At 62.8% G+C, this 25886-nt stretch carries 25 protein-coding genes and 2 pseudogenes; 19 read left to right on the top strand and 8 right to left on the bottom strand.

Annotated features, from left to right (window positions below; translation table 11 throughout):
• The first annotated feature begins 4 nt into the window (after window positions 1-4).
• The 8 genes and pseudogenes from V474_RS19420 (at window position 5) to V474_RS19385 (ending at window position 7171) form a co-directional block, all read left to right on the top strand.
• The gene (locus V474_RS19420) at window positions 5-1012 is read left to right on the top strand and encodes an alpha-ketoacid dehydrogenase subunit beta (RefSeq protein ID WP_059153064.1); all 1008 of its coding nucleotides are present in this window, start codon (window positions 5-7) and stop codon (window positions 1010-1012) included.
• The gene (locus tag V474_RS19415) at window positions 1009-2178 is read left to right on the top strand and encodes an acetoin dehydrogenase dihydrolipoyllysine-residue acetyltransferase subunit (protein ID WP_059153063.1); all 1170 of its coding nucleotides are present in this window, start codon (window positions 1009-1011) and stop codon (window positions 2176-2178) included. Before V474_RS19420 ends, V474_RS19415 begins: the two co-directional genes overlap by 4 nt.
• Window positions 2175-2957: an SDR family NAD(P)-dependent oxidoreductase gene (locus V474_RS19410; RefSeq protein ID WP_059153062.1), complete on the top strand. Its 783-nt coding sequence runs from the start codon at window positions 2175-2177 to the stop codon at window positions 2955-2957. The genes V474_RS19415 and V474_RS19410 overlap by 4 nt, the downstream gene beginning before the upstream one ends.
• Before the next feature lie 76 nt (window positions 2958-3033).
• A complete protein-coding gene (locus V474_RS19405) occupies window positions 3034-4254 on the top strand; it encodes an MFS transporter (RefSeq protein ID WP_059153061.1) in 1221 nt (406 codons plus the stop codon).
• A 12-nt stretch (window positions 4255-4266) separates the two neighbouring features.
• Window positions 4267-4824: pseudogene (locus V474_RS19400) on the top strand (transposase); the annotation flags it as partial.
• 136 nt (window positions 4825-4960) lie between these two features.
• Entirely contained in the window at window positions 4961-5731 is a 771-nt protein-coding gene (locus V474_RS19395; RefSeq protein WP_082699888.1) for an FAD-dependent oxidoreductase, read from the top strand.
• Between the two features lie 325 nt (window positions 5732-6056).
• Window positions 6057-6470: a hypothetical protein gene (locus V474_RS19390; protein WP_059153059.1), complete on the top strand. Its 414-nt coding sequence runs from the start codon at window positions 6057-6059 to the stop codon at window positions 6468-6470.
• 68 nt (window positions 6471-6538) lie between these two features.
• Window positions 6539-7171: a hypothetical protein gene (locus V474_RS19385; protein WP_059153058.1), complete on the top strand. Its 633-nt coding sequence runs from the start codon at window positions 6539-6541 to the stop codon at window positions 7169-7171.
• 38 nt (window positions 7172-7209) lie between these two features.
• Here the strand turns inward: V474_RS19385 and V474_RS19380 are convergent, their stop codons facing one another.
• From V474_RS19380 to V474_RS26900, 3 genes are all read right to left on the bottom strand, one after another.
• Window positions 7210-7842 carry a tyrosine-type recombinase/integrase gene (locus V474_RS19380; RefSeq protein WP_059153057.1) on the bottom strand — a complete coding sequence of 211 codons (633 nt, stop codon included), beginning with the start codon at window positions 7840-7842 and terminating at the stop codon, window positions 7210-7212.
• A 135-nt stretch (window positions 7843-7977) separates the two neighbouring features.
• Complete coding sequence (locus V474_RS26905) at window positions 7978-8502, bottom strand: LysR substrate-binding domain-containing protein (protein WP_330219652.1); 525 nt, start codon at window positions 8500-8502, stop codon at window positions 7978-7980.
• A 2-nt stretch (window positions 8503-8504) separates the two neighbouring features.
• Window positions 8505-8882 (bottom strand): LysR family transcriptional regulator, encoded by a 378-nt coding sequence (locus tag V474_RS26900; protein WP_330219651.1) that lies wholly within the window; start codon window positions 8880-8882, stop codon window positions 8505-8507.
• Between the two features lie 98 nt (window positions 8883-8980).
• On the opposite strand from V474_RS26900, the gene V474_RS19370 reads away from it, so the two are divergent.
• The gene (locus tag V474_RS19370) at window positions 8981-9850 is read left to right on the top strand and encodes an aldo/keto reductase family oxidoreductase (RefSeq protein ID WP_059153056.1); all 870 of its coding nucleotides are present in this window, start codon (window positions 8981-8983) and stop codon (window positions 9848-9850) included.
• Between the two features lie 34 nt (window positions 9851-9884).
• Here V474_RS19370 and V474_RS19365 read toward each other — a convergent pair whose 3' ends face one another.
• Window positions 9885-10529 (bottom strand): alpha/beta hydrolase, encoded by a 645-nt coding sequence (locus V474_RS19365; protein ID WP_059153055.1) that lies wholly within the window; start codon window positions 10527-10529, stop codon window positions 9885-9887.
• A gap of 414 nt (window positions 10530-10943) precedes the next feature.
• Between V474_RS19365 and V474_RS19360 the strand changes: the two genes are divergently transcribed.
• The 5 genes from V474_RS19360 to V474_RS19340 all read left to right on the top strand — a co-directional run bounded on the left by V474_RS19360 (window position 10944) and on the right by V474_RS19340 (window position 16602).
• Window positions 10944-11537, top strand: coding sequence for a hypothetical protein (locus V474_RS19360; protein ID WP_059153054.1), 594 nt, complete (start codon window positions 10944-10946; stop codon window positions 11535-11537).
• Window positions 11538-11692: 155 nt separating this feature from the next.
• A complete protein-coding gene (locus V474_RS19355) occupies window positions 11693-12307 on the top strand; it encodes a hypothetical protein (protein ID WP_059153053.1) in 615 nt (204 codons plus the stop codon).
• Between the two features lie 68 nt (window positions 12308-12375).
• Window positions 12376-13146, top strand: a complete 771-nt coding sequence (locus V474_RS19350; RefSeq protein ID WP_059153052.1) for a fimbrial biogenesis chaperone — start codon at window positions 12376-12378, stop codon at window positions 13144-13146.
• 4 nt (window positions 13147-13150) lie between these two features.
• Window positions 13151-15646, top strand: a complete 2496-nt coding sequence (locus V474_RS19345; protein ID WP_148649475.1) for a fimbria/pilus outer membrane usher protein — start codon at window positions 13151-13153, stop codon at window positions 15644-15646.
• Window positions 15643-16602, top strand: a complete 960-nt coding sequence (locus tag V474_RS19340; protein ID WP_059153050.1) for a hypothetical protein — start codon at window positions 15643-15645, stop codon at window positions 16600-16602. Before V474_RS19345 ends, V474_RS19340 begins: the two co-directional genes overlap by 4 nt.
• A gap of 12 nt (window positions 16603-16614) precedes the next feature.
• Here V474_RS19340 and V474_RS19335 read toward each other — a convergent pair whose 3' ends face one another.
• Window positions 16615-17118: a hypothetical protein gene (locus V474_RS19335; protein WP_148649474.1), complete on the bottom strand. Its 504-nt coding sequence runs from the start codon at window positions 17116-17118 to the stop codon at window positions 16615-16617.
• Window positions 17119-17492: 374 nt separating this feature from the next.
• Window positions 17493-17999 (bottom strand): annotated as a pseudogene (locus V474_RS19330) (tyrosine-type recombinase/integrase); the annotation flags it as partial.
• Window positions 18000-18130: 131 nt separating this feature from the next.
• Here V474_RS19330 and V474_RS19325 point away from each other — a divergent pair.
• On the top strand, window positions 18131-19417 hold the full coding sequence (locus V474_RS19325) for a cation:proton antiporter (RefSeq protein ID WP_407938356.1): 1287 nt from the start codon (window positions 18131-18133) through the stop codon (window positions 19415-19417).
• A gap of 810 nt (window positions 19418-20227) precedes the next feature.
• Window positions 20228-20983, top strand: a complete 756-nt coding sequence (locus V474_RS19320; RefSeq protein ID WP_059153046.1) for an SDR family NAD(P)-dependent oxidoreductase — start codon at window positions 20228-20230, stop codon at window positions 20981-20983.
• A gap of 170 nt (window positions 20984-21153) precedes the next feature.
• On the opposite strand, the gene V474_RS19315 is transcribed toward V474_RS19320, so the two are convergent.
• Both V474_RS19315 and V474_RS19310 read right to left on the bottom strand, forming a co-directional pair.
• The gene (locus tag V474_RS19315; protein WP_059153045.1) at window positions 21154-22947 is read right to left on the bottom strand and encodes an acyclic terpene utilization AtuA family protein; all 1794 of its coding nucleotides are present in this window, start codon (window positions 22945-22947) and stop codon (window positions 21154-21156) included.
• Complete coding sequence (locus V474_RS19310) at window positions 22944-23210, bottom strand: hypothetical protein (protein ID WP_059153044.1); 267 nt, start codon at window positions 23208-23210, stop codon at window positions 22944-22946. The genes V474_RS19315 and V474_RS19310 overlap by 4 nt, the downstream gene beginning before the upstream one ends.
• A 76-nt stretch (window positions 23211-23286) precedes the next feature.
• Here V474_RS19310 and V474_RS25110 point away from each other — a divergent pair, with 76 nt between their 5' ends.
• The 3 genes from V474_RS25110 (at window position 23287) to V474_RS19300 (ending at window position 25811) form a co-directional block, all read left to right on the top strand.
• A complete protein-coding gene (locus V474_RS25110; protein WP_082699887.1) occupies window positions 23287-23742 on the top strand; it encodes an epoxide hydrolase N-terminal domain-containing protein in 456 nt (151 codons plus the stop codon).
• A gap of 33 nt (window positions 23743-23775) precedes the next feature.
• Window positions 23776-24429 carry a TetR/AcrR family transcriptional regulator gene (locus tag V474_RS19305; protein ID WP_059153043.1) on the top strand — a complete coding sequence of 218 codons (654 nt, stop codon included), beginning with the start codon at window positions 23776-23778 and terminating at the stop codon, window positions 24427-24429.
• Window positions 24430-24707: 278 nt separating this feature from the next.
• Window positions 24708-25811, top strand: a complete 1104-nt coding sequence (locus V474_RS19300; RefSeq protein ID WP_059153042.1) for an NAD-dependent epimerase/dehydratase family protein — start codon at window positions 24708-24710, stop codon at window positions 25809-25811.
• Window positions 25812-25886: the final 75 nt, after the last annotated feature.

The following is a 25886-nucleotide window of genomic DNA, read 5'->3' as shown; positions in this document are numbered from 1 at the left end:
AATCATGCCCCGCAAAACAGTCCGCGAAGCCATCAACGAAGCACTGGTGCAGGAAATGGGGCGCGACCCCGATATCGTCATCATCGGTGAAGACGTTGCAGGCGGCGAAGGCGGCAGCAGCGGTGTCGAAGATGCATTTGGCGGCGTCCTTGGCGTCACCAAGGGTCTGCTGCCAAGGTTTGGCCGGTCGCGCGTGATTGATACGCCGATTTCTGAAAGCGCGATCATGGGCATGGCAGCCGGTGCGGCGGTAACGGGCCTGCGCCCGGTCGCCGAGCTGATGTTTGCGGATTTCTTTGGCGTCTGCTTCGACCAGATTTATAATCAGGCTGCCAAGTTCCGCTATATGTTCGGTGGCCATGCCCGCACGCCCCTTGTCATCCGCTCGATGATCGGGGCCGGCTACAGCGCAGCGGCGCAGCATTCTCAAAGCCCGCATTCGATCTTCACCCATGTTCCCGGCCTGAAGGTGGTGATGCCGTCCAACGCCTATGACGCTAAAGGCCTGCTGATCCAGGCGATCCGCGACGACGATCCGGTGATCTTCTTCGAACACAAGATGCTCTATGATTTGGCCGACGAGGTGCCGTCCGAACCTTATGCCATCCGTTTTGGCGAGGCGAATTTCGTGCGTGAAGGCGATGACGTGACCATCGTCGCATTTTCCAGGATGGTCCATATCGCGGCGCAGGCTGCGGACGTTCTGGAGCGGGAGGGCATTTCGGTCGAGCTGATCGATCCGCGCACCACCTCGCCGCTCGATGAGGAAAGCATTCTGGAATCGGTCCGCCGGACAGGTCGGCTGGTGGTGGTGGACGAAGGCAACCCGCGCTGCGGACTTGCGGTCGATATCGCTGCACTGGTGGCTGAACATGCGTTTCACAGCCTCAAGGCGCCGATCCGTACGGTCACCGCGCCCCATACCCCGGTGCCGTTCGCGCCCAGTCTAGAGGCGGCCTATATCCCCTCGCCCGCGCGCGTAGCCGAAGTCGTGCGCGAGATCATGCGATGACCGGTTTGCATCTTGTCACCATGCCCAAATGGGGCCTGTCGATGGAAGAAGGCACGCTGGTCGCCTGGCACCGGCAACAGGGTGAGACGGTCGCTGCAGGAGAAGACCTGATCGATGTGGAAACGACCAAGATCACCAACACGATCGAGGCATCGGCGTCAGGCGTCGTCCGGCGGGTGCTGGTTGCGCCCGGCACCACTGCTAAGTGCGGCACCCCGCTGGCAGTGATCGGCCCCGCAGATGCATCCGATGCGGACATCGACCGCCTTGTTGCCGAACGGCCCGATATCGGCACACAAAGCGGCATCACCTCGATTGCAGCAGCCGAACCATCGACCATCGACGTGGCCAGCAACCATGGCGGAACCACGCGCATCCGCTATCTCGACACCGGGTCGGGCGATGAAACCATCGTCCTGATCCATGGCTTTGGCGGTGACCTCGAAAGCTGGATGTTCAATCAGCCGGCCTGGTCCCGGCAACATCGCGTCATCGCACTGGACCTTCCGGGACACGGCGCATCGGGCAAGGCTGTCGGCGATGGTTCAGCCAGTTGGCTGGCGACCGTCTTGGGCAATTTGCTCGATGCCATCGCACCAGGCCCGGTTCATCTGGTCGCCCACAGCTTTGGCGCAATCGTCGCGCGCCATGTCGCGCAGGCCGATCCGGGACGGGTCCGCTCGTTCACCGCTCTCGCGCCAGCTGACCTTGGTCGCGTTTCCCAGGCCTATATCGAAGGCTTCCTGGGTGCCCGGCGCCGCTCCGAATTGATGAGCGCCACCGCGATGCTGTTTGCCGACAAGACGCTGGCCACACGCGACATGGCCGAAGCCTTGCTTCGCTACAAACGGCTCGACGGGGTCATGCCCGCGCTTGCCGCGATAGATGCCGCCAATTTCCACGTCGATCGCGCAGATTCAAGCGCAACCGCCTGGTGGCGCGGGATCGGAGCCAGCGCGCTCCTGATCCGTGGCGGCCAGGATGAAGTGGTCACGGCGGACGAAGCAATCTGGAGCGATGCGGATACGGCGGCGGCCGGGTTCGAAACACTCGACATCGCCACGGCGGGCCACATGCCGCACCTTGAAGCGGCGGACACGATCAATGCCCGTGTAGCCGCCCATGTCGGCCAGCACAGCGCTGCAGCCCCTGGGAATGCCGCATGACGCTCACCGGCAAAATCGCACTTGTCACCGGCGCTGCCAGCGGAATCAGCCGCGAAATCGCCCATGCCTATGCCGAACAGGGCGCGAGGATCGTCTGCGCCGACCGCAACGGCGAGGCGGCAGAGGCGACCGCCGCCGCGATCCGGTCGGCAGGCGGGCAGGCCGAGGCTTTGCGCTGCGATATTACGAGCCAAGCCGACCGGGATGCCGCGGTCAGCATGGCAACATCGTTCGACGGCGGGCTGGATATCCTCGTCAACGGTGCCGGCATTCTGCAGGCGCAACCTCTGCTCGACGTCACGCCCGACAGCTTCCAGTCGGTGTTCGACATCAACGTTACCGGGCTGTTCTTCATGCTGCAAGCCAGCGCGCGCGCAATGATCGCCGCCGGCCGGTCTGGGCGAATCATCAATCTGGCGTCGATCGCGGGGCGACAAGGGATCGGCACGTCGGTCCAGTATTCGGCGAGCAAAGCTGCCGTGATCAGCATCACCCAATCAGCCGGCCAAGCACTGGCGCCGCACAACATCTGTGTAAATGCCATCGCTCCAGGCTTCGTGCAGACAGCCATGTGGCGCGAAATACAGGCGATGGCGGTGGCCGGGTCCGCTGCCATCGCCGCCGAGGAATTCAACGACGGGATCGTCCAGCAGGTCGCCAAGGGCCGCCTTGCCGATCCGGGCGATATGGTGGGCGCGGCGCTGTTTCTGGCAGGCGAAGGCGCTGAATATGTCGTAGGGCAGACGATCAACGTCGATGGCGGGACATTGTTCAACTGAGTTTCAACGCCGGCAGCCATGCTGAATGGTGCCTGCCGCACCGCACAACCTTGCCTTGCCTGAATGGAACACAGATATGACGGACTGCAGCCCCGCCGAGGAATGGAAGACGAGTTGGCCCGTCCCGTTGATCGCCATGCTGGGGATCGCGGGATCGACGCTAATGCCAACTACCATCGGTGTGTTTCTGAAACCGGTCACCAGCGATCTGGGGTTGAGCCAGATCGCCTTTACCGCATCGTTCATGGTCCAGATTCTGGTAGGCTTGATAGCAATTCCTATCGCCGGGCGCATTGCCGACCGGATCGGCGCACGCCGGTTGCTGCTGATCGGCATCGGGCCTTATGCGCTGACCCTGGGGCTGTTCGGCACTGCAACGGGTTCGGTGTGGCAATGGTGGGGGCTGTGCGCGATCAACGCGATTGGGCTGGCGTGCATCTGCATACCCGTGTGGCTCAAGCCGGTGGTCGAGGAATTTCGCGCCTCGCGCGGGCTGGCGCTCGCTATCGCGCTGGCCGGCATCGGCCTGTCGACCGCAGTCATGCCCTTGCTGGCAACCACATATGTCCAGGCATTAGGTTGGAGGTGGGCCTATCTTGCACTGGGCGCGACCTGGGCGATCCCGATGCTGGTGCTGGTTTTCGCGGTGCTGAACCGAACGCGGCAAACCGTCACGGTTGTAGTGCGAACTAGCATGCCGGCGCGCGTTCTGCGCGAAAATCTGCTGTCACGGACGTTCTGCTGCCTGGCGTTGGCTGGCGGGATCTACGCCTGCGCCTCCTATGGGCTCTTCATCATGCTGATCCCGATGCTGACGCTATCCGGCATCGGCCTGGCTGCGTCAGCAGGTGTCGTTTCGGTCTTCGGGCTAAGCTCGCTGGTCGGACGGGTTCTGGTAGGAATCTTGCTGGACCGGATGTCCGCCAGAACGCTGGGCGTCGTCGTGTTCCTGCTGCCGATCCCGGCCACGCTGATGCTCCTGCAAATAGACGGATCATTGACCGTCGCGATTGCCGCAGCCGCGTTGCTGGGGATCGCTGGCGGCGCCGAGAACGACATCCTCGCCTATACCGCGGCCCGGCGTTTTCCCGAAACCATGTTCGCTTCGGTCTATGCTGTGGCGACCGCGGCTTTTGCCATCAGTGCCAGCCTCGGTCCGCTGCTGTCATCCTCACTCTATTCTGCTTACGGTACATACAATATATTCCTGATCGCCACGATCCCGATGGTGATTACCGGGGCAATGGCGATCTGGCTGATGCCGTCGGGACAGGCTCGGCCCGTGCTGGCGGCATGATCACAGCGATAAATGGATTTTTTGCTGCCGGCATCGCTCGATGATTATGTAGCTGAAGATAACCCGGTTCGGGTCGTTGAGGCGTTCATCGACGAGCTGGATCTGGTGGCAATTGGATTTGCCGGCGCGACACCAGCGCATACCGGGCGGCCGGCATATCATCCTTCGACGATGCTCAAGATCTATCTTTACGGCTATCTGAACCGGATCCAGTCGAGCCGGCGCCTGGAGCGTGAAGCGCAGCGCAATGCCGAGTTGATGTGGCTGACCGGTCGGTTGGCACCGGACTTTAAGATCATTGCCAACTTTCGACGGGATAATGGTGCGGCAATCCGGGCGGTGTGCGGCCAGTTTGTGGCTCTGTGCCGACAGTTGAGCCTGTTCGGACAGGCGACCGTCGCGATCGACGGCAGCAAGTTCAAAGCGGTAAAAAACCGGGATCGCAACTACACAGAACATAAGGTGGCCAAGCGGATCGAGCAGGTTGAGGCCAGCATCGAGCGCTAGCTTGCAGCCCTCGATCGTGCCGATCGTGAGGCCAGCGACGTTCCGCAAGCGCGGGTCGAACAAAGCCTCGCCGAATGCAAGGAGACAAAGCGGGCTGCTCGACATCCACGCCGAGACCGGCCAACGCGCGATCGCAGCCGCCGGGCTGTACAACGACTTTCTGGAGCTCGTCCGGCCGGGCGAGGACGCTAAGCGCGTTATGGACAGGAATGGGACCATCCTGTTCGACTATGCCGGCGAGCCGTCGTTATCGAGGCCGGAGGTCGACCGGGGGGCGCTGCGCGCGATGCTCATAGGCTCGCTCCCCGACAGCTCGATCCACTGGGGGCGCAAGGTCGCCGCTATCATTCCGCTGGGCGAGGGCCGGCATGCGATCGACTTCGGCGATGGCCCCGTCGCCACGGCCGACCTGGTCGTCGGCGCTGATGGAGCATGGTCGAAGGTCAGGCCGCTCCTGACCGATGTGAGGCCCGTCTATTCAGGCACATGCTTCCTTGAGATCGGGCTTGCTGCGGACGACCAGCATGCGGCAACTTTTGCGGCGATCGGCACCGGGACGCTAATGGCGGTGGCACCTGGACAGGGCATCCTGGCGCATCGGAACGCAGATGACAGCATGTCGGGCTATGTTGCTCTGAACCGGGAGGAGGAGTGGATCGGCGCCATCGACTTCACGGAGGTCCGTGCCGGTCTGGGAGTGGTCGCTAAACAGTTCGCGGGTTGGGCAAGCCATCTTGTTCGGTGCATCACGGACAGCATTGCCGAACCGACGCCCCGACCGATCTATACGCTTCCCGCCGATCTGCGATGGTCAGCACGTCCAGGTGTGACGCTGGTCGGGGATGCGGCGCATCTTATGTCACCATTCGCCGGAGAGGGGGGCCAATCTAGCCATGCTGGACGGCGCCGAACTTGCCCGATGGATCGCGGCAAATCCCGACCGCCCCAGCGCCGGCCTCGCCACATATGAAGCGGCGCTGTTCGCCCGAAGCAGCCCCGTCGCACACCTATCCTCTCGGAACCTAGAAGTGTTCTTCGGCGCTGACGCCCCCACCAGCGTCGTCGAGCTTTTCAAACTTGTTCGCGGGCGGGCTGATAACAGTGGAGCTGCGTCATTCCCGATTGGGAACCTCCAACGGGACGGCCGGTGACGGCGCGGCAGGCACCCGGATGGCAGGCGGCCTGTCTCGAAACCTGTTCCCGATTGTGCTTTCCCGAAATGTCGTACCGGAGACGGAGAAACGGGACGGTTGCGCATTCCATTAGCGGCCGGTTTTGGGAAGTCGTGGTGATCGATGAATGGCAGCGTCGGAGACCGGCGGCTCCTGCACACCCGGCTGCGCTACGCCCTGTTCGTGCCGTGGCTCTACCGCGATAAGCAGGCCAAGCCCGCCAAGGGCAGGCGGACCCAGGACAACATGAAGCGTCGCGAGTATCTGCTGACGGGACGGCTGATCAACGAAACGGCCGGCGTAATCGGAAGCGGGAACTATCCGTCGCCGGTCGATCAGCGTCCAAGCCAGGTATTTGGAGGGGCGCTGCAACGCTGGGGGCTTGTTGCGCGAGCAGGAGGGACCGGGCCGCTCAGCCGCTATCAGGTCGAGCGCATCGTTACCGGAACGCCCGGCGGCCCGTTTAAGGATGACGAGGGGACGCCACTGAATGGCACGTCTTGGCCCTTCGTGTGTCCCGAACCGCCCGAGGACTGAAACAAGACTGGCGAAGGGACGCTTAGGTTCGATCTTACCGCGAAGGAGAAAAGTTCCTGGCGAAGCGGTTGCGCAGCCTCACCTCGCCAAAGAACCCGGGCGCGCGCTCGATATTCTCGCTTCTGGTAGGGCACGACGTGTCGTTGAGCCGCGCCGCGTGGAGCTCCCAGATCCGTGACCTCGCCGAGACCGAGCGACCGGCTCTAGAACGCTCGGGGCACGCAGCCGCTTTGGCGGCAATTGGCCGTGCGGTCTATGCCGCACAGGTCGAGACACTGTGTGAGACCGTCGACGGCAGCAAGCGGACCGCCACGCAGTGCGACGCGCTGCCGCAGGTGCTCGAGCGGTGGCGGACCCAGGCCAGCCGGCTCGACTGGACGGCCTTTCTCGAGGACATGCACGACAAGAGCGAGTTCTCCCCCGTCGTATCAATCGCCCTGCGCGATACTCTCTCGTGGATCCGTGCCGGGCACAGCGATCCTATGCGGATTGAGGAGGTCTATCGGAACGCCGAGATCAGCCGGAAGACCGTCGCGCGCGGCTGTCGCTCACCCAATTCAGCGTCGATCAGCGCGCGGACTGGGACAATGATCACCATCCGATCTGCGCGCCGCTGCACTATCGTTGGGACCGGGTGGAGATGTTGCTCAGAGATCTGGTCGGCGCATGAAGAAGCCGCCGAAAGACTTCCCACGCTGTGAGACGTAGGGCCTTGCAACGGCAAGGACCCACGTCAATCTCAGATTTCAGTACCCTCTGCGAGAGTCAAAGCGTCCTGCACGTCCACGCCGAGGTATCTGACCGTGCTTTCGATCTTCGTGTGCCCAAGCAAAATCTGGACAGCGCGGAGATTTCCAGTCGCCTTGTAGATGATCGACGCCTTGGTTCGGCGCAGAGAGTGGGTGCCATCATCTTCGCCGGGAAGTCCGATCCCCGTGACCCATTCGTCAACAAGGCAAGCATATTGCCTGATGCTTATGTGGGCCGCGTGATCGGTACGGCTAGGAAATGCAAAATCCTCCAAGGATCCACCTCTCAGTTCCAGCCATTTGAGCAGGCTGGCGCGAGCATCAGTCATCAGTTCAAACTGAACTGGTCTGCCGGTCTTTTGCTGTACGACCGTGACCCGTGTTCGAATTTTCCGATCACAAACGATATCACTGATCCTGATTTTCACCAGATCGCATCCGCGAAGTTTGCTGTCCATAGCGAGGTCAAAGAGGGCCCGGTCGCGGACCCTCCCATGTTGATCGAGAAAGAAACGGATCGCCCATATCTGACGGTGATTGAGCGCTCGCTTTGCTCCAACTTTACGCCCAGCGTTCCAAGATACCCGCTCGCGAGCGGCGGGATCAAACTCTGATAATCCCATGACACATCTCCTGTGGACGTAACGGCCATAGGTAGAACGCTTCAGAAGAGGCCGACCCATTGCGATTGTTCAGCAGCCAATTTTTCAGCCTTAGGTGCTGCCTGTCCGGTTCGGGTAGTTGCCGACCAGTCGAGCTCATTCAGATGGCTCCTTCCTGGTGAAGTCGATGAAGGCCCTGAGGGGAGGCGGAAGCTGGCGGCGGCCGGAATAATACAGCATCGGCCCCGAGAACGGCTCGTCCCATTCGTCGAGTATCCGTTCCAAGGCCCCTGACTGCATGGCCGGGGCAACCCAGTCCTCGAAGAGCCGTACGACACCGAGCCCCGCTATCGCGGCCTCGACCAGCAGGTCGCAAGCCGAGCCGGGCTGGATAAGGAGAGGGCCGGGCGGGTCGATACGGATCACGTCGTCGCCGCGCTCGAATTCCCAGATAGCCAGCGCACCGCTGGAGAAGCGCAGGCGCAGGCATGCGTGGTGAAGAAGGTCGCGGGGATGCGCGGGGCGGCCATGGACATCGAGATAGGCCGGAGCCGCCGCCGTGATTATCCGCTGCGACCGTGGTCCGATCGGTAACGCGATCATGTCCTGCTCCAGCCGTTCCTCGTAGCGGATGCCGGCGTCGGCCCCGGAGGCGAGAATATCGACGAAGCTGTCTTCCACGGTCACTCCACCCGGATCTGGGGATGCGCTTTCAGGAATGGCGGCAGGATGCCGGGAAGGACAGTTCTGGCGACATTCGCCGGGACGTTGAGGCGCAGGGTGCCGGCCGGCTGGTCGGTCTCGGCATGGACGGCGTCGAGTGCGGCATCGATCTCGTTAAGGGCGGGGGAGAGGCGCTCGAACAACCGGGTGCCCGCTTCGGTGGTCGAGATGCTGCGCGTCGTGCGGTGCAGCAGGCGCACGCCCAGCCGCGCCTCCAGCCGTCGAAGCGCTTCGCTGAGACCGGATGCGGAAACGCCCGATACCCGCGCGGCCTCGCGAAAACCGCCTGCGCGGGCCACGGCTACGAAAGCCGATAGATCGTCGAGTTCAGTCGCCATTGTGCATATTCTCGTACAGCCTGTGCTGAACTGCACGGCTTATCGATCGTTGGCAACCGGTTCATATGCCTGGTCGCACCTTCACAGGAGACTTGCGCATGACCGATCTTGCCACAGCGAAGACCTTCGAACTCGGCGACCGTACCGTCAACCGGATGGGCTATGGCGCCATGCAGCTTGCAGGCCCCGGCGTATTCGGCCCGCCGCGCGATCGCGCCGCCGCGATTGCGGTCCTGCGCGCCGCAGTAGAGGCCGGAGTCAACCATATCGACACGAGCGACTTCTACGGACCGCACGTCACCAACCAGATCATCCGCGAAGCGCTGCATCCCTATACCGATGATCTGGTCATCGTGACCAAGGTGGGTGCGATACGTGGTGACGATGCCTCGTGGCTCCCGGCGCAGAGCCCCGCCGAACTGACGCAGGCGGTGCATGACAACCTGCGCAATCTGGGACTGGAGCGGCTCGAAGTCGTCAACCTGAGGCTGATGGGCGATGTCCACGCGCCGAGTGAAGGATCGCTCGAAGCACAGCTCTCCACGCTTGCGCAATTGCGGGAGCAAGGACTGATCCGGCATCTTGGCCTCAGCAACGTCACCCCAGCGCAGGTGGCCGAAGCGCAGAAGATTGCGCCGGTGGTCTGCGTCCAGAACCAGTACAATCTCGTCCACCGTGCTGATGATGCGCTGGTGGAATACCTGGCCGGCCAGGGGATCGCCTATGTCCCGTTTTTCCCGCTGGGCGGCTTCAGTCCGATCCAGTCGGATGGGCTTTCCCGGATCGCGGCGCAGCTCGAAGCCAGCCCGTTGCAGGTTGCGCTGGCGTGGCTGCTGGCGCGTTCGCCCAACCTGCTGCTGATCCCAGGTACCTCGAGCGTTGCGCATCTGACCGAGAATCTGGCGGCCGAGAACCTGCGGTTGTCGCCGGACGTTCTCAACGAGATCGACGTCGTGGCGGGCGCCTGAAATCCGCTGCGGTCAGAGTGCGCAAGCGCCGTATTCAACCGATGACGGTCCGGGCGAACGCCGCAGCTGCCTCAAGGCCATCCTGCCCGACGCTGTGGCCCAGCCCCGGCGAGACGTGCATCTCGACCGGCACGCCGGCTGCCGTGAGCGCGGCGTTAGCCAGATCCATGGAGCGGAACGGCACGACCTCGTCTTCCGTACCGTGGATCAGCAGGACCGGCGGGCGGCTGCGGATATCCGCTTCCAGTTGATCCGGCGCGATCAGCATGCCCGAGATTCCGACGATCCCGGCGACCGTCTCTGTCCGGCGCAACCCGACGTGGAGTGCCATCATCGTCCCCTGACTGAACCCGACGAGCAGCAGGCGGTCGCCGGTCAGCCCGGCCGCTTCGAGCTCTGCAGTGAGGAAAGCATCGAGAGCCGGCGCCGCAGCCGCCGCGCCCGCCGTACGTTCCGCCATCGAAAAGGTCTCGATCGGCCACCACTGGTAAGCGGCGGCCATGTGGGGGATCCGCAAAGGGGCGTTGGGCGCCACAAAGGCCGCATCGGGCAAGGCGGGCTGGATCATGCGCGCCAGCGAGATCAGATCTTCGCCATTGGAGCCGTATCCATGAAGCAGGACCACCAGTCCGGTGGGGGCTGTGCCGGAGAGCGTGGCGAGGCGGGGGCCGTCGAGCATCAGGATAATCCTTTTAGATTGGCGATCTCAGCATAAATGCCTGCATTATGGAATGCGAGGATCCGACCCTTTGTTGCTATTCAGGCGCCGATTTCCGCTCCTCGGGTGCTGACGGTCTGCTATCCCGCGGCAGTCAACCAAAGCCGGTCCTTCCCATTACCTTCAGCGAATGTTCGCCTTCAGAGGTGACAATCGATTGGGTCATGGCAAATAGAATCCGGCGCATATTCGGAATATGTCGCTTCATATTCCATTTACAAACTGTCCCAAAATGAACAGAGTTGTTGTTAACTAACATTTAGCAATTGCTTGCCCTGCTTCGTCTTTCTAAGCCCCCGACGGCGCCCGGTGCTGGGCGTAAAGATGTAACCGGCAGGGGCTGATCATGCCGGTCACACGTTAAGCGGGGGCTTGATGATGTTTGATCGTTCATGGCGGCTGTCGCCTGCCGCCATCAAGGCCGGCAGCGCGCTGCTTGTCGCGCTGCTCATCATCGGCCCGGCGCAGGCCGCAACGGAATCCGTCGCGATCGATGTCGTCGCCCGCATCAAGGAACGATGTGGGTTCGCCGCTAACGGCCCGACCAGCATCACCGCGCCGCGCGATCTTGAAAGCGCCGCCAACTTCTCTCTCGCGGTCGGGCTCGACTGCAACACCCCCTATGCCCTGGGCGTAACGTCGCAGCGCGGCGCATTGACGAACGTCGATGCGAACGACGACGGCTCGGGCTTCTCCTTCAGCAAGCACTACCGGGTTTCGGTCATGCTCGAAACCGACAAGGGTGCCGTTCGCAGTGCGCCCTGTGCATCCGACGAGATTGCGGACGGCGGGCGGTGCGCCTTTGCAAGCTTCGTTCCCGGACGCGGCCTTAAGTCCGGCGCCGGCATCAGTGTCGGTCGCAATGCCGTGATCTCGATCGATTGGCCAGCGCAAGCTCTAGCCCAGCCCCGTCTCGCGGCGGGGCGTTACAAGGACACTCTCATTCTGGTGGTTGGACCACGCGCATAATTGCAGTCCACCCGCACGGAGGGCGGCGCGTTGGGTCAACGCGCCGCTCAACCATCGGCCGCCTGTCCCGGTAGCCGGTGCAAGTCGCAAGACCCGCGAAAGCGGTCTTCTATTCTCCGACGCGTTCCAGCGTCAAGATACTCAAGGAGTTGAATATGAAGCGTTCGATCCTCGCCGCCAGCGCGGCAGCCGTTTTCGCAGTCGCCGCCGGTTCGGCCCAGGCTGCCGATACGCGCATCGACATCAATGCACAGGTCGACAGCAAGTGCGGCATCTCGTCGCAGGCTTCGTCGATCACCCTAGGCGATCTGACCGATGCCAATGCAAAGGTCCGTTCGACCGTTACCGAAGAAATCGCCCAGAAGCTGACCGACGCGCGCGTCGTTGCTTTCTGCAACAACGGCGGCAGCAACGTCCGCGTGGCCCGCGCCGTGCTCGCCCTTGACGGCGCTTCCGGCGCTGGCCTGGCCCAGGGCGATTTCGCTCAGTTCATCCGTTACAACCTCGACACCTCGATCAACGGCCTTGCACTCGACTCGACCTCGACCGACGGTGGCTCGACCGTGGCTCAGCGCTTCGGCGGCCACGACAGCCTCAGCTCGGCCGCTACCCGCGTCGAGTTCGTCAAGGCTGCCAGCCAAGGTGCCGCTGTTGCCACCTCGAACGGCTCCAGCCGCACCGCCACCAACTGGTCGTCGCTAACCGATCGTCGGCTGGCTGCTGGCAACTACTCGGGTTACGTCTCGATCGAGCTGACCCCGGCTGCCTGATCTCGCTCGGAGGCGGGCGCCTGCGTCCGCCTCCGGCTTCCCCTGCCCCTGCTTCCCGAGACCTCCTCATGACCACGCCTCTTGCCCGGCGCGCACTGCGCCCGCTGCTGTCGTTCCTCGCGCTGATGGCGACCACCGGTCCCAGCCTCGCTCTGAACGTGCAGCCTGTCGTGGTCGACCTGCAGACGGCAGGTCGACGGGCTTCGGCCATCATCACTCTGCAGAACACCTTCCCCGATACCGTGCCTGTCGAAGTGACGATTCACCCAGTCAATGTCGTGAATGGAGAACTTCGCGAGGCTGAAGACGTCGAAAGCGAGGATGTCCTCGTATTCCCCAGCCAGGCCACCCTAGCTGGCAATCAGTCCCAGGCGTTCCGCGTCCAGTGGATCGGTCAGCCGTTGGAAGGCGAAAGCCGCCACTTCTATGTGACCATCGCCCAGCTTCCGGTTGCCATGCCGGAAAGCCAGAACGCGATTCAGGTCCTACATCGCTTCAAGGTCCTCGTCAGCGTCGGAACGAACGGCGATGCGCCTTCGCTCAAGATCGTGGAGGCCAAGGTCGGCACGGATGCCGCTGGGAAACCGCAGCCGGTCATCACGATCGCCAACGACGGCACCAATTACGGCTACGTCGCCACCAACCGCATGACCCTGATCGAGCGGCGCGAGGACGGTTCCGAGGCGTATCGCAAGACATTCGAACCCGAGGAGATCCGCGAGAGCATGGGTCTCGGGCTGGTGCCTTCGAAAGCCAGGCGAATTTTCCCGATCAACGTCGAACTTCCGGATGCCGGCGGCACCCTCTCGGTCGAGTTAAATCCGGCCGGAAGCAAATGACGTCGTGGCAAACCGCCGCTGCCTCTACCTCTTGGGCCTCACGGGCCTTGCGCCGGGACTGACGCTGTTCGGTTCACTCGCTGCCTATGCGCACACGGGTGTGCCCTCGCTGGCCGAAAAGGCGACAACGCCGGGCGAACGCCCCGCACTTCCCTTGCAGCGCCTCAACCGAACCGGGCGCGACATCCCCATGGGGGGGCCGCTGTCCGACAACGGCTTCGTCCTGGGCGAGATTTCCTACACGCTAGCCGCCGATGACCGTATTCTGGTCGACACCAAGGAACTGCTTGCCCTGCTGCGCGGCATTCTCTCGACCGAGGCGTGGACGAGGGTCGCCGTCGGAATTGAGAGCAAGGCTGCAATCTCTACCGGCGACTTGCAAGCCGTCGGGATTGGCCTCGCTTATGACCAGGCCAGCCTCGGCCTGCTGATGACGCTGGACCCTGCCCTTCGCGTGCGACAATCGATCCGCGTCATGGGCTACGACCCCCTGGCAGCGCCGATCCAACCCGCCGAAGATGTCTCTGCCTACCTCACGGCCTTCGTCAACAGCGACTACGTGCACAAGGGCAGCCGGACCGGGTTCCAGACGCCGAACATCGTCTTCGATAGCGCGGTGCGGGTCAGCGGTTTCGTGCTCGAGAACGAAGGCAGCATCCAGGACAGCTTCCGGCGCGAAGGCACCCGCATCGTCTACGACGACGCGCGAGGCACCGCCCGATATACCGTAGGCGATCTGGAACCTGTATCACGCGGTTTTTCCGGGTCCAGCCCGATGGCGGGCCTCTCGCTTTCGCGGGTCTATGCGGACCTCGATCCGCAGCGCAACATCCAGCCGCGCGGTCAAAGGTCGTTCACCCTGACCCGTGCCTCCACGGTCGAGACGGTCGTAAACGGCCAATCGGTGCAGGTAACCCGTCTCAATCCGGGCACTTACGACATCGGCGACTTTCCCTTCGCGCAAGGGTCCAATGATGTGCGGCTGATTGTCCGGGACGATAGCGGCCGCGAGAACGTGATCTCGTTTTCCATCAATTTCGACCGGACCCTGCTTGCCGCCGGCCTCAGCGAGTTCGGGCTCTATGGCGGTGTGAAAGCGCCGTTCCGTACCAGCGGCCGCCACTACAGCGACGATCCGATCCTCTCCGGCTTCTATCGCCACGGCCTGAACGAGGAATTGACCGTCGGCGGCAACTTCCAGCTTCAGCGCCGGGGCGGCGTGGGCGGTGCCGAGGTGGTCTGGGCCTCGCCCCTCGGCACCCTGGCCTTCAACCTCGCCGGCTCGCACAACAAGGATGTCGGCAGCGGCTATGCCGTCAATGTCGGCTACGAGCTTTCACGCGTTGGCACGGGCGGCAATGCCCGCTCGCTGACCGCTTCCATCCAGGCTACCAGCAGGAACTTCGCGCTGCCGGACAGCCTCTCCGCCAGCAACCCCTACGCTCTTGATCTAGGGGCAACGTACTCCCAGTCGCTGGGCGCCGACCACTATTTCAGCCTCGACGGGTTCTATTCGGTGGCCCGCGGCGATCGGACGGACCAGTCCACCGCGCGCGCCACATACGGGTGGCGGCCCAACCAGCGATTGCTGCTGACAGCGGAAGCATCCTACCAAAGCAGCGAGCGCAGGTCCGGGCCGGGCGCCCGGGTTTCGCTGATCTACCGCTTCGACCGGAGTTCGAGCGTCACCGCCGATCTCGATACCCAGCGCGAGCGCGCCCGCCTCAGTTACCAGCGCTCCAGCGGCACAGGTGTCGGATCCTACAATGCCTCGGCAAACATCGACCGGGTCGAGGATTCGGTAGGCGTCAATGCCGCCGCCAACGTGCTCCTCAATCGTGCGGAACTCGGCGCGGCCCACAACACATCGTTCTCGAACAGCGGCGCGATCATCGATCAGCGCACTTCGCTGCGCACGGCCTTCTCGGTAGCCTATGCCGGCGGCAGTGTCGCCTTGTCCCGACCGATCTACGACAGTTTCGCGATCGTGAAGCCCCATGCCTCACTGGAAGGCAAGTCCGTCTACATCGATCCCCGCAAGGACGAGTACGTCGCCAAGTCCGGCACGTTCGGCGGCGCGGTCATGTCGCAATTGACGTCCTATTCTCCCCGCCTGATGACCTATGACGTGCCCGAGGCGCCCGCCGGCTATGACATCGGATCGGGCATCGTCCAGTTCAGGCCGCCCTATCGCTCGGGCCATCTGGTAGAGATCGGCTCGGATTACTTCGTCACTTATACCGGCCAATTGCTGATGCCGAGCGGCGAGCCGCTCGAACTGGTGGGCGGCAACGCTTTCGAGATCGCGGCGCCTGATCGCAAGCCGGTGCAAATGTTCACCAACCGCAGCGGCCAATTCGCCGTGCAAGGGCTGCGTTCAGGCAAATGGCGCATCGAAATGCCCATGAACGATGGCAAGCTCTTCTACATGATCGACGTGACGACAACCGAAGCCGCATTGCAGCGCGGCGGTGCATTGAAGCCCGAGGGAACCCCATGAAGATCGCCGCCACGCTCCTGATCTGCGCTGTCCTTGCCCTGGCCTTGCCCCAGGCAGCCAAGGCCAATTGCGCCGATTTCCGCGCCTCCGCGAGCGAACTCACCCTCGACTACGACCCGTTCAACCCCGCCGAGATCGAGCGGAACTTCACCATCCACGTCCGGCGCCTGGACCCGCGCGTCACAGGCGTGCGCCTCGTGCTTGCCAATCCCGGCGCGATCAATCGCGGCGCGGCCCTGGGGCGGAGGGATTCGGTACGCTACGATATCCGCTGGATGCGGGATGCCGGACGCATGGTCCTGGTCTCCGGCGCGGAGCAGCCCAATCCGACCAATGGAGCGGTAGTTCAGTTCGGCGCCGGCGCCAGCGGTGACAACGTTAACGAGAGCTTCCGCATCCAGGTGCCGGCGGGTCAGGGAATCGTCGCCGGGAACTATTATCAGCCGCTGGAACTGCGCTTCGTGTGCCTTGCCGGCCGTGAGGAACTAGATCGCGGCATGCAGCTTGGCAGCCAGGTCGCGGTCGACCTTACCGTGCCGGAACGCATAGCGACGTTCGTCGGATCGATGGGAACGCAGCGCGGCCGCATCGATTTCGGCGATGTGGACGGCTCCAGTGGCAATGTCATCCGCGGTCTTACCGTAACCGCCCAGTCGACAGTGCCTTACGAGATCCGGGTGGACAAGGAGCGCGGCGTCATGAAGCGCTTTGCCGGAGATGACGTCGCCCTTCCCTACGCGCTGAAGGTGTCGGGTTTTCCGGTGACCGACCGGTCAATGATCGCCTGCAGCCAGACGCCAGCTCCTGGAGGCCGGAACCATGGCGTGCAAGTGGAGCTTGCCGGCAACGATCTGCATCGTCTCCCGGCAGGTCAATATGCCGACGTTGTCACGCTCACGTTCTCACCGCGGCTTGGGCTTGCAGGCGGCGAAGGATGCTCGTCGGTCCGACCCTGAGGCCCTCGCAGCTTAAAACACGGCGCCCTTGGGCTCGGCTTCGAGACTGAAATCCATATCCACGGCCGGCGCCTGATTCAGGACCAGACGCAGCTGGCGCTCCCGGTAAGCGGGTGTGCGATTATCGACAATGACGGTGTGCGTCTGGGTCGGTGAGAGCGGTACGCGGACGCCGCCGACATCCACCCAGGCGTCCACCAGTCCGGCCGGATGGTTCAGCGTAATCTTGTAGCCGGCGAGGCTGTTGCACAGCTCGCGCATCATGCCAAGATCGTTGGCACCCGTTTGGATGGCATGCGCCGGCGGTGCGGAGATGCTGACCTGACAGACCGTGGGTACGCGGCCGGTCACGGCAATCGAAGCGCCGTCGTAAGCGGAGGCGGAAGCTGCGGGAACAAGCAGCAACACTCCTGCCAACGCGCAATGTTTCATTCCAGACGTGAGCATATTACCCTCCTGCTGAAATCGACAATCGCGTGCCGAACTGAAATCGACGTAAAGCGACTTGGTTAACAAGCCCTTTTGGCGGTCAGGTTAGCTTCGGGGGCAATCTTGATCGACCGTTCAACACAAAGTCCTGCCAGAGCTACGCTTCAAGCCAGAAGCATCCTAACGCTCATATGAGCGCGCTGTCGCGAAAGGCATTGCTAAGAGCTTGACGGCGGCATCGCAGCACTTGCTTTGCCTTCTTCCTCCACTCGGTTATCGCGGCGACTAGATGGAGCTTACAATTTGTCCCATTTCGACCGTCGTGGAATGTGATCGGCAAGGGAAACCGAACAGGCGGCGTCCGAGAATGGCAAAACATCCGCTGAAGGCCCTCAACGGGCGCAGAGGTCCCGCCGTCCTGTAGGGTCTGACTCCTTGCAACGGCAAGGAGCGAGATAATCTCAGACTTCAGTGCCCTCCGCGAGCGTCAAAGCATCCTCTATGTCCACGCCCAGGTATCTGACCGCGTTTTCGATCGTTGTGTGCCCAAGCAAAATCTGGACGGCGCGGAGATTTCCAGTCGCCTTGCAGATGATCGACGCCTTGGTTCGGCGCAGAAAGTGGGTGCCATCATCTTCGCCGGAAAGTCCGATCCCCGTGACCCATTCGTCAACAAGGCAAGCATATTGCCTGGTGCTTATGTGGGCCGCGTGATCGGTACGGCTAGGAAATGCAAAATCCTCCAAGGATCCACCTCTCAGTTCCAGCCATTTGAGCAGGCTGGCGCGAGCATCAGTCATCAGTTCAAACTGAACTGGTCTGCCGGTCTTTTGCTGTACGACCGTGACCCGTGTTCGAATTTTCCGATCACAAACGATATCACTGATCCTGATTTTCACCAGATCGCATCCGCGAAGTTTGCTGTCGATAGCGAGGTCAAAGAGGGCCCGGTCGCGGACCACGGCCCGACATCCTCGCCAGCATCGATCTTGAGAACCAGCCACCGCTCAGGTGCGGGTTTCAAAATGCGTCTTTCTTCGGTCTGACACGTTCGCCTGACATGCCTTCATTCATATCGCCTGAGCCGTACATCGTCATCATGACCGGCATCGGTGTGCTCATCGCCCTTGTCGCCTGGCTGCCGCTCGCGTTGAAACAGCTGCCCCTGTCTCTGCCAATCGTCTGCATCGGTATCGGAGCGGCCCTCTTCCTGCTCCCGGCGGTCTCGCTGCGGCCTCTCCCGATGCTTCACCCGCACATCACCGAGCGTTTTGCCGAATTTGTCGTCATCATCGCCCTGATGGGCGCCGGCCTGAAAATTGACCGGGTGTTTGGTTGGCGGCGCTGGGCAGTTACCTGGCGGCTGCTCGGGATCACGATGCCGCTCGGCATTCTGTTAATCACGGTCATGGCAACATTCGCGTTGGACTTGCCCTGGACTGTCGCCCTGCTGCTAGCGGCAAGTCTCGCGCCGACCGACCCGGTTCTGGCCGCTGACGTCCAGGTGGGTCCGCCCAAAACCGGTGACGAAGACGAGGTCCGCTTTGGCCTCACATCGGAGGCCGGGCTCAACGATGGCGCAGCCTTTCCGTTTGTCCATCTCGCCATCCTGCTAGCCGCCGCGCTGCCCGCCGGCCAGCCATGGCTCGGAGAATGGATCGGCTACCGCCTGCTGTGGGAGGTCGGCGGCGGCATCTTGGGAGGTTGGCTGGTGGGACGCCTGTTCGGATGGCTGACATTCCGCATTCCCGCCGAGACCAAACTCGCCAAGACGGGTGATGGCCTGATCGCCCTATCTGCGACTTTCGTCTCCTATGGACTGACGGAGATGATCCACGTCTATGGCTTCCTGTCGGTTTTCGTAACGGCGCTGACGTTCCGGCATGTTCACCGCGATCACGACTTCCAAAGCGACATGCATGCGATCACCGAGCAGATCGAACGGATAGCGATGATGGTCCTGCTCATCCTTTTCGGAGGCGCATTGGTCAGCGGTCTTCTCGTCAATGTTGGCTGGGCCGACGCCGTCATTGCGGCGGCGATCTTGCTGGTCATTCGCCCCCTCACGGGATGGCTGGGGCTTCTGGGATATCCGGCCGATGCCCACGAAAAGATGACGCTTGCCTTCTTTGGCATCCGCGGCGTCGGTTCGATCTATTATCTCGCCTTCGGCATCAACCACATGTCTGTGCCGCAAGCCGAGAGGCTGTGGGGCATTGTCGGGCTCGTCGTGCTGTTCTCGATCCTCCTTCACGGTTTGACAGTGACGCCGATCATGCGGTCGCTGGATCGCCGCCGCGGTGTCGACCCCGAGGCGCAGCAGCCTCCATCCCTGGAGCTGCGAGGCGGGAGCTCAGTACACAGCACAGTACACAGCGAAGTCTAGGTCACCGATTCATATAGGCGCGGGCGGCCGGTCCTTGCCGTCCGGCATAGATGACTGGGTGTTGATCGTGCCAATCTCGTCACCAAGATCGGCTTCGAGGCAATTCGCCACCCGATGCAGTTGTCGCGGGACCGACCGCGGCGAGCTGTGATTTAGCCTCGTCCGGCGTCAATCCAGCTGTCGCGGGCCCAAATCCAACACGCTCAAGGCGGGCGGGTTGATCGGTCTCGACAATCACGCCGTGGGCACCTTAAAACACCAGTTGCAAACGAAAATGCATCGTCCTTCTTATCAAGGCAGGCCAGTTTTGCCGAGCGAAGGCTGGTGTTTAGCAGGGTCCTGTCGAAATGCATCCAGCCGCTCCATTCGACGACCTGTTTCGCCCGCTCCCGGAACTGTCCCCCGACCATTACGTCGCGGCCCGTAATCACGAGCGTTCGTTTCGTATTACGACCCGCCCATCAGCGAATGGTGGATCGCTCACTACTTCATCCTTAGCCGCGAAGATCTCGATCTCATTGGCGAACCTCGCGGACCGTCAAGTTGCCCAGATATCGCGATGGGGTTGACACCCGCAGGAACGTCTGCGAAGCGCCGCCGATTAGGGACACTGCGAAAAGATGGCTGGGATCCTTGATTCGGATTTGTGCTAGACCGTTCGCATCACAATCGAGCCGATGGCCTCGTCTTACGCTGTATAGAGGCTGGTGCTCGTGCAGGGTTTGGTGAAGTCGTCACGCTGCAGCTAAACAAGGGCGTTGCTGGCGCCCGATGCGTTCAGCGCGCTCACATTAGTAGCAAAGGAACGGCATGGCGAACATCAATCCAGGTGACGTCATCTTGGTCACCGGAGCAAGCGGCGCCATTGGTTTCGAGATCGCAGCGCAAGCCGCTGAAGCCGGGGCGATCGTGGCGGTTCACGGCTCGAGTGCGCGAAGTGCCGCGTCTGCCATCGCGCGACTTGCGGCAAGAGTACCCCAAGCTCAGCTGATCCCCGCCCCCGCCGACTTTCGAGACGATGGCGCCATCGAAGCGATGATAGCGGGCGTCGTTGATCGGACCGCCAGGCTCGACGCCGTGATTCACTGCGGCATCACGGGCGCGCCCGGCGCAACCGGCTTTCTGGCCAAGGCAGATCCGTCGGCACTGGCGAGCCACGTCGCGCTGGTGTTGGGGACTTTTCAGCGGCTGAGCCTTGCTGCCTTGCCCCATCTATCCGAGCGTGGTGGTACCATAATCGCCTTTGCGTCGGACGCAGGGCGTTTCGCGGCACCGCGCCAGTCGGTTGTCGGCGCTGCGTTTGGTGGGATAATGGCGTTCGTGCGCAATCTAGCGATGGAAACCTCGCGCAAGGGCGTGCGCGTCCACTGCATTTCACCCAGCTTCGTCGCCGATACCCCAGTGTTCAAGATGCACGCTGCCCGAGCCGGCGCGGCGTTCGATCGGGCGGGACTGGGCCTACCGACCCCGGCGGACATCGCGCCGATGGCGCTGTTCCTGTGCGGCCCAGGCGCCGCACGCATCACGGGGCAGATCATCAGCATCAACGGCGGTTTGAACGCCTGATGCGAACAGCGCGGCGGTACGATGCCGCCGTGCTGTTCGCATCACTCGGCCGCCGGAGCGGTTTCTGGAGCTTCGGCCTGGTGCTCGAGCACAGCGCGCTCCCTAGCATCCATACACATGCGCGCGAAATTGCGACCCGAAGCAAGCGCGCCTCGCGCAACGCGTGACCCTTAGCTCCCCAGACGCTGGCTTAAATCCGGGCTCACCGGGACCGGAATATCCAGCAACAGCTGCGCCATGCCCTTGGCGACCGGATCGATCCAAGTCGAGGCGAGCACGCCCCCGTCCATAGAGCCCATCACCACGAAGTTGAGGGCACACAGTCCCGGCACGCTGAATCGCTCGACCGGCAAGCGCCGCTGGTGGCCAAGCACGCGGCCATAATGATCGCCCGTCCGTTCGGCAGTGAGAAACGCGGCGATATACGGCAGGAACTCAGGCGAGCGGGCGATGACTGCGACATTGAACAGGTTGCCCTTGTCACCACTGCGCGCCCAGGCCAGCCGGATCAGCGGAACCGTGAATTGTGGATCGGCGTCGTCAGGCAGGCGTGGATCCGCAGGTACGGGCGCCGCGTCGGGTTCGCCGCGCGCGTCGGTCGCAACTTCAAACGCCACCGATCTGCCGTCCACTGACACGGCCTGCGTGACAAGGCTCTTGGGAAGCAGGAAACCGGTGATCCGCTGTATCGGACGCATACCGGCGGCGAGGCCCAAGGTCGTACCCACCGACATGTGGCTGATGGCCGAACCCTGTTCGCGCACCAGCAGTTGCGCGCCGGCCTGGTCTGGATGATCGGCGATGAGGCGGCAGATCGCGACGGTCGCGCCCTCCCCCTCCCCGCCAAAAACATCGCAGCGCGTGCGATCGAACGGCGGAAGCTGGCTGTCGCGCAGCATCGCTCCGGCACGGGCGAACAGCTCTTCTCCCGTGCGACGTGCCTTTGCACCTGCCTCAAGCCCGAGGATCGGGATCGTCGCACTAGCGCGCCAGCCTTGGTCGTACGTCAGACTGGCCTTGTAGGTATCGGTTCGCCCCAGCCCGCGTGCGCCGCTCACTTCTACGCGGTCGGGACCGACTTGCCGCGCTTGCACAGCGCTAAAATCACAGATGACATCGGCGACGTAATAGCGCTGCGGGTCGCTGACCTCGTAGAGCAGTTGCTCAGAGACGGTGCCGACCGTGACCAACCCGCCGGTGCCGTCGGGCTTGGTGATGACCAGTCCGCCATCCGCTTGGCACTCTCCCACCGGCATGCCGATACCGGCCCAGTCCGGCACGTCGCGCCAGTCGGTGAAGGTCCCGCCGGTAACCTGCGCCGAGCATTCCAGCAAGTGTCCGGCGAGCGTACCGGCGGCGAGCAGGTCGAAATCCTCCGGCCCCCAGCCGAATTCGTGGATCAGTGCCCCTAACGCCAGCGCACTGTCGACCGCACGTCCGGTGACGACGATCTGCGCGCCCGCAGCAAGCGCCGCCGCGATCGGGAATGCACCGGTATAGGCAACAAGGCTGTTGACCCGATCCGCCTCGGCCACCTTCTCGTGCACGCACGAGCCATCGAACATGTCGGCGATCTCGCCGGTGACGATCTTGTCGACGCGCGCCGTAAGATTGTCGCCTTCGACCACGCCGACGCGCACCGAAAGCCCGGCCCGGGCCGCACCGGCGCGGATCGCGTCCGCACAAGCCGCAGGATTGAGGCCGCCTGCGTTGGCGACGATCCGGGTGCCGCGCTCCAGCAGGGTCGGCAAGTGTGGCAGGATATAGCCGTCGACGAAATCGGCGGCGTAGCCCTGCCCGGTTCCCGTCGCCAATCCGCGGCCAAGGCCGCCCATCACTGACTCCGCCAAAAAATCGAAGATGATGTAGTCGAGCTTGCCTGCCTTCGCGAGCAACTGGGCGATGCCCATGCGGCTGTCGTTGAAGAACGCCGTGGCCGCGCCGATGCGCACGATCCTGCTCATGCGCTCACGCCACCATGGAGCGCGCCCTTGATGGCGGTACGCGCAACCCGCCGGGCCTTGCGCGCGACATGGGCGTCGAACACGCCGAAGGCGTGGAACGCTCCGGGCCAGACATGCAGTTCCACGCTCACCGGCTTGGGTATCGCGGCCACCATCGCCTCGAGCTTAGTGCGATAGCCGGGAAGTGTCTCATTGCTCAAATCCTGGGTCAGTGGATTGTCGAAGCCGACGGCAAGCTCGGGGTCAACCAGGTGTCGGCTCATTCTCTCTCCCCTTTTCGTTTCTTGATTGTCAGACTTCGCCAGCTTGCGAAGGTAGGCGTCTCAGCCCGCGTGCGCCGTGACGGCCGCTGTTGACGTGCCGTGGCCAGCGCGTGACACACCTCGTAACACCCGTCGAACCACGGGGCAATATGCGCTTGGGAGAGAGCAGTCGAGCGACACCATCGAGCCTTTCCAGCTTGCCATCCCGGAAGCTGAACTGGCGGACTTGCGATCACGTCTTGCCAACACGCGCTGGCCCGAACGCGAAACCGTTGTCGATCGTAGCGAGGGAATGCCGCTCGCCGATGCGCAGGCATTGTGCGCTTACTGGCGAGATTCCTACGACTGGCGACGGTGCGAGGCACGGCTAAATGCGCTGGGCCAGTTTCGCACCACGATCGACGGTCTGGGCATGCACTTTCTCCATGTCCGCTCGAACGAGCCGGATGCGATCCCGCTGGAACGGCGACCACCCCTACCCACAAGGCGGTTTACGCCAGTTGATACAGATGTTACACATTGTTTCATCTGATTGGATCGAAATACGGCCGCCTGGAGCGACTTGATGCGAATCGACGGTTCTCGAAGCGACTCAACCACCATCGATCCGAAATTGGCGGGCCTCGTTGCCTATAACGATCAGCGCAAGCAGAGCAGCCGTGACAGTCTGCTTTTCGCCGCGACCGACCTGTTTTGCAGCAAAGGCTATGCCGCCGTTTCCATCGAGGACATCGCCAACCGCGCCGGAGTAAGCCGGGTCACGTTTTACCGGCGCTTCACGTCGAAGGGGGCAATTGCGCTCGAGCTGTTCGAGCGCGCAGCAGAAATCTCCGCTCCGTATATGCTGGCGATCGGTGCGCGCGAATTTCGCAATCGCGCCACCGTGCTGCAATGGCTTGCCGAGTTCTTTGCTCTCAACCGGCAGTTGGGCGGCATCCTTCGCGTGCTGGTCCAGGCGAACGTCGAGGAAGCGGATTTTGCTCAACAGGTCCGCCCCTATATCTTCGAGCTGGTTTCAACCCTTGGCAACAGCATCCCGGCATTCGCTGCGGGCCAGGGCACCGCGTCGGATCAGCGCCGGGCGGTACGGGCCTGGCTGCTGATCTACACGATCCTCGATCAGAGCAATCATGCGGCACGTACCTGTGGGATAGCGGCCGATCCGATGATGATCGAAGTCCTGGCCGACAGCTTCCTCGACTTCGTGGCACTTGCCTAGTTCAACGTCCATCACGGGCGATCGATCATTACGCACAGCCGCAGAAGAACGAGCCGCGCCAGTTAAGGAGATGGTCTTGTGAGCAACAACGCAGCGCATGTCGGAGCAGCAAGCCACGCCGCACGCGCCAGCTCGGGCTCAGCGCCTTCGGTTTCGACGCTGCGCCGGATGTCGGCGGTACGCGGTACTGGAACTGCTGTCCCGGCGCGCGTTGCGATGTCGAGAGCCTGGACTATTCCTACTCGTTCTCGCCCGAGCCGGGGCTCCGGAAATGACACATGACGAACCACATGCTTATCGTTGGAGCCAGTGGCGTGATCGGCACAGGCGCGGTCGAACATTTCGCAAGATTGCAGGGATGGCGCGTGACAGCATTATCCCGCCGCCGACCCGTCGTCGCCGACGATGTTCGCTTCGATCATGTGGCCGCCGACTTGACCGACGCGGCCGCATGCACTGTCGCCATCAGTACCCTGCCCCCCGTCAGCCACATGATCTACGCCGCAGTGCTGGAATCGGATGACCTGGTCTCGGGCTGGCGCGACGAGAAATTGATCGCGCTCAACGGCACGATGCTCACCAATGTTCTCGATCCAGTCGCCGATTGCGGCCATTTGCGCCATTTGAGTTTGCTGCAGGGAGCGAAAGCGTATGGCGGGCACCGCCACCCAGTCACCACTCCGGCGCGCGAGGACCGACCCCGCGACGATCACCCCAACTTCTATTGGCTGCACGAGGACCTTGCTCGCGCCCGCGCGACGCGGGCTGGTTTCGCGCTTACCGTTTTTCGGCCGCAAGTTTTGCTCGGCAGCGCTCCTGGCGCTGCGATGAATCCGGTCGCGGCGATCGGCGCATATGCCGCCATCGCGCGCGAACTCGGCCGACCCTTTGCCTGCCCTGCGGCCGCGCCCACGCTGTGGGAGCTGGTCGACACCGAGCTATTGGCAGAAGCGTTCGCATGGTCGACCGACAGCCCTGCCGCGCACGGACAGACTTTCAACGTGACCAATGGCGACGGCTTTGTCCTCCAGCATGCTTGGCCCGATCTTGCCGCACGGCTCGGCCATTCAGACGGCGGCGTCGAGCCACGTCGGCTCGCGGATCTGTTCGCAGAGCCCGAGGTACTGATCGGCTGGGACCGGATCGTGGCCCGCCACGGCTTGCGCGTTCCCAACCTCGCGGCGCTGCTAGGTAAATCGCACCACTACCTTGACCTGCTGTGCAGCGCACGGATCGCTGACAAGGCCGCGCCTTTCCTGCTGAGCACGATCAAGATACGCCAGGCCGGCTTTGCACCGTGCCGTGACAGCCTAGACAGCCTGGTTCATTGGTTGCAGCGAATGGTGGAGCTACGGCTGTTGCCGTCGTTCGTGCCGAATTGATCGGGTTCGCCCCGGAATACCGAACGTCAGCCGAGGCCATGATAAACAGCCCAGACACATCGGCCTGAAAGGCTA

It is taken from the genome of Novosphingobium barchaimii LL02 (genome assembly GCF_001046635.1).
Classification (GTDB): Bacteria; Pseudomonadota; Alphaproteobacteria; order Sphingomonadales; family Sphingomonadaceae; genus Novosphingobium; species Novosphingobium barchaimii.
Note: the sequence above shows the minus strand (reverse complement) of the source record. Positions and strands in the feature narration are given on the sequence as shown.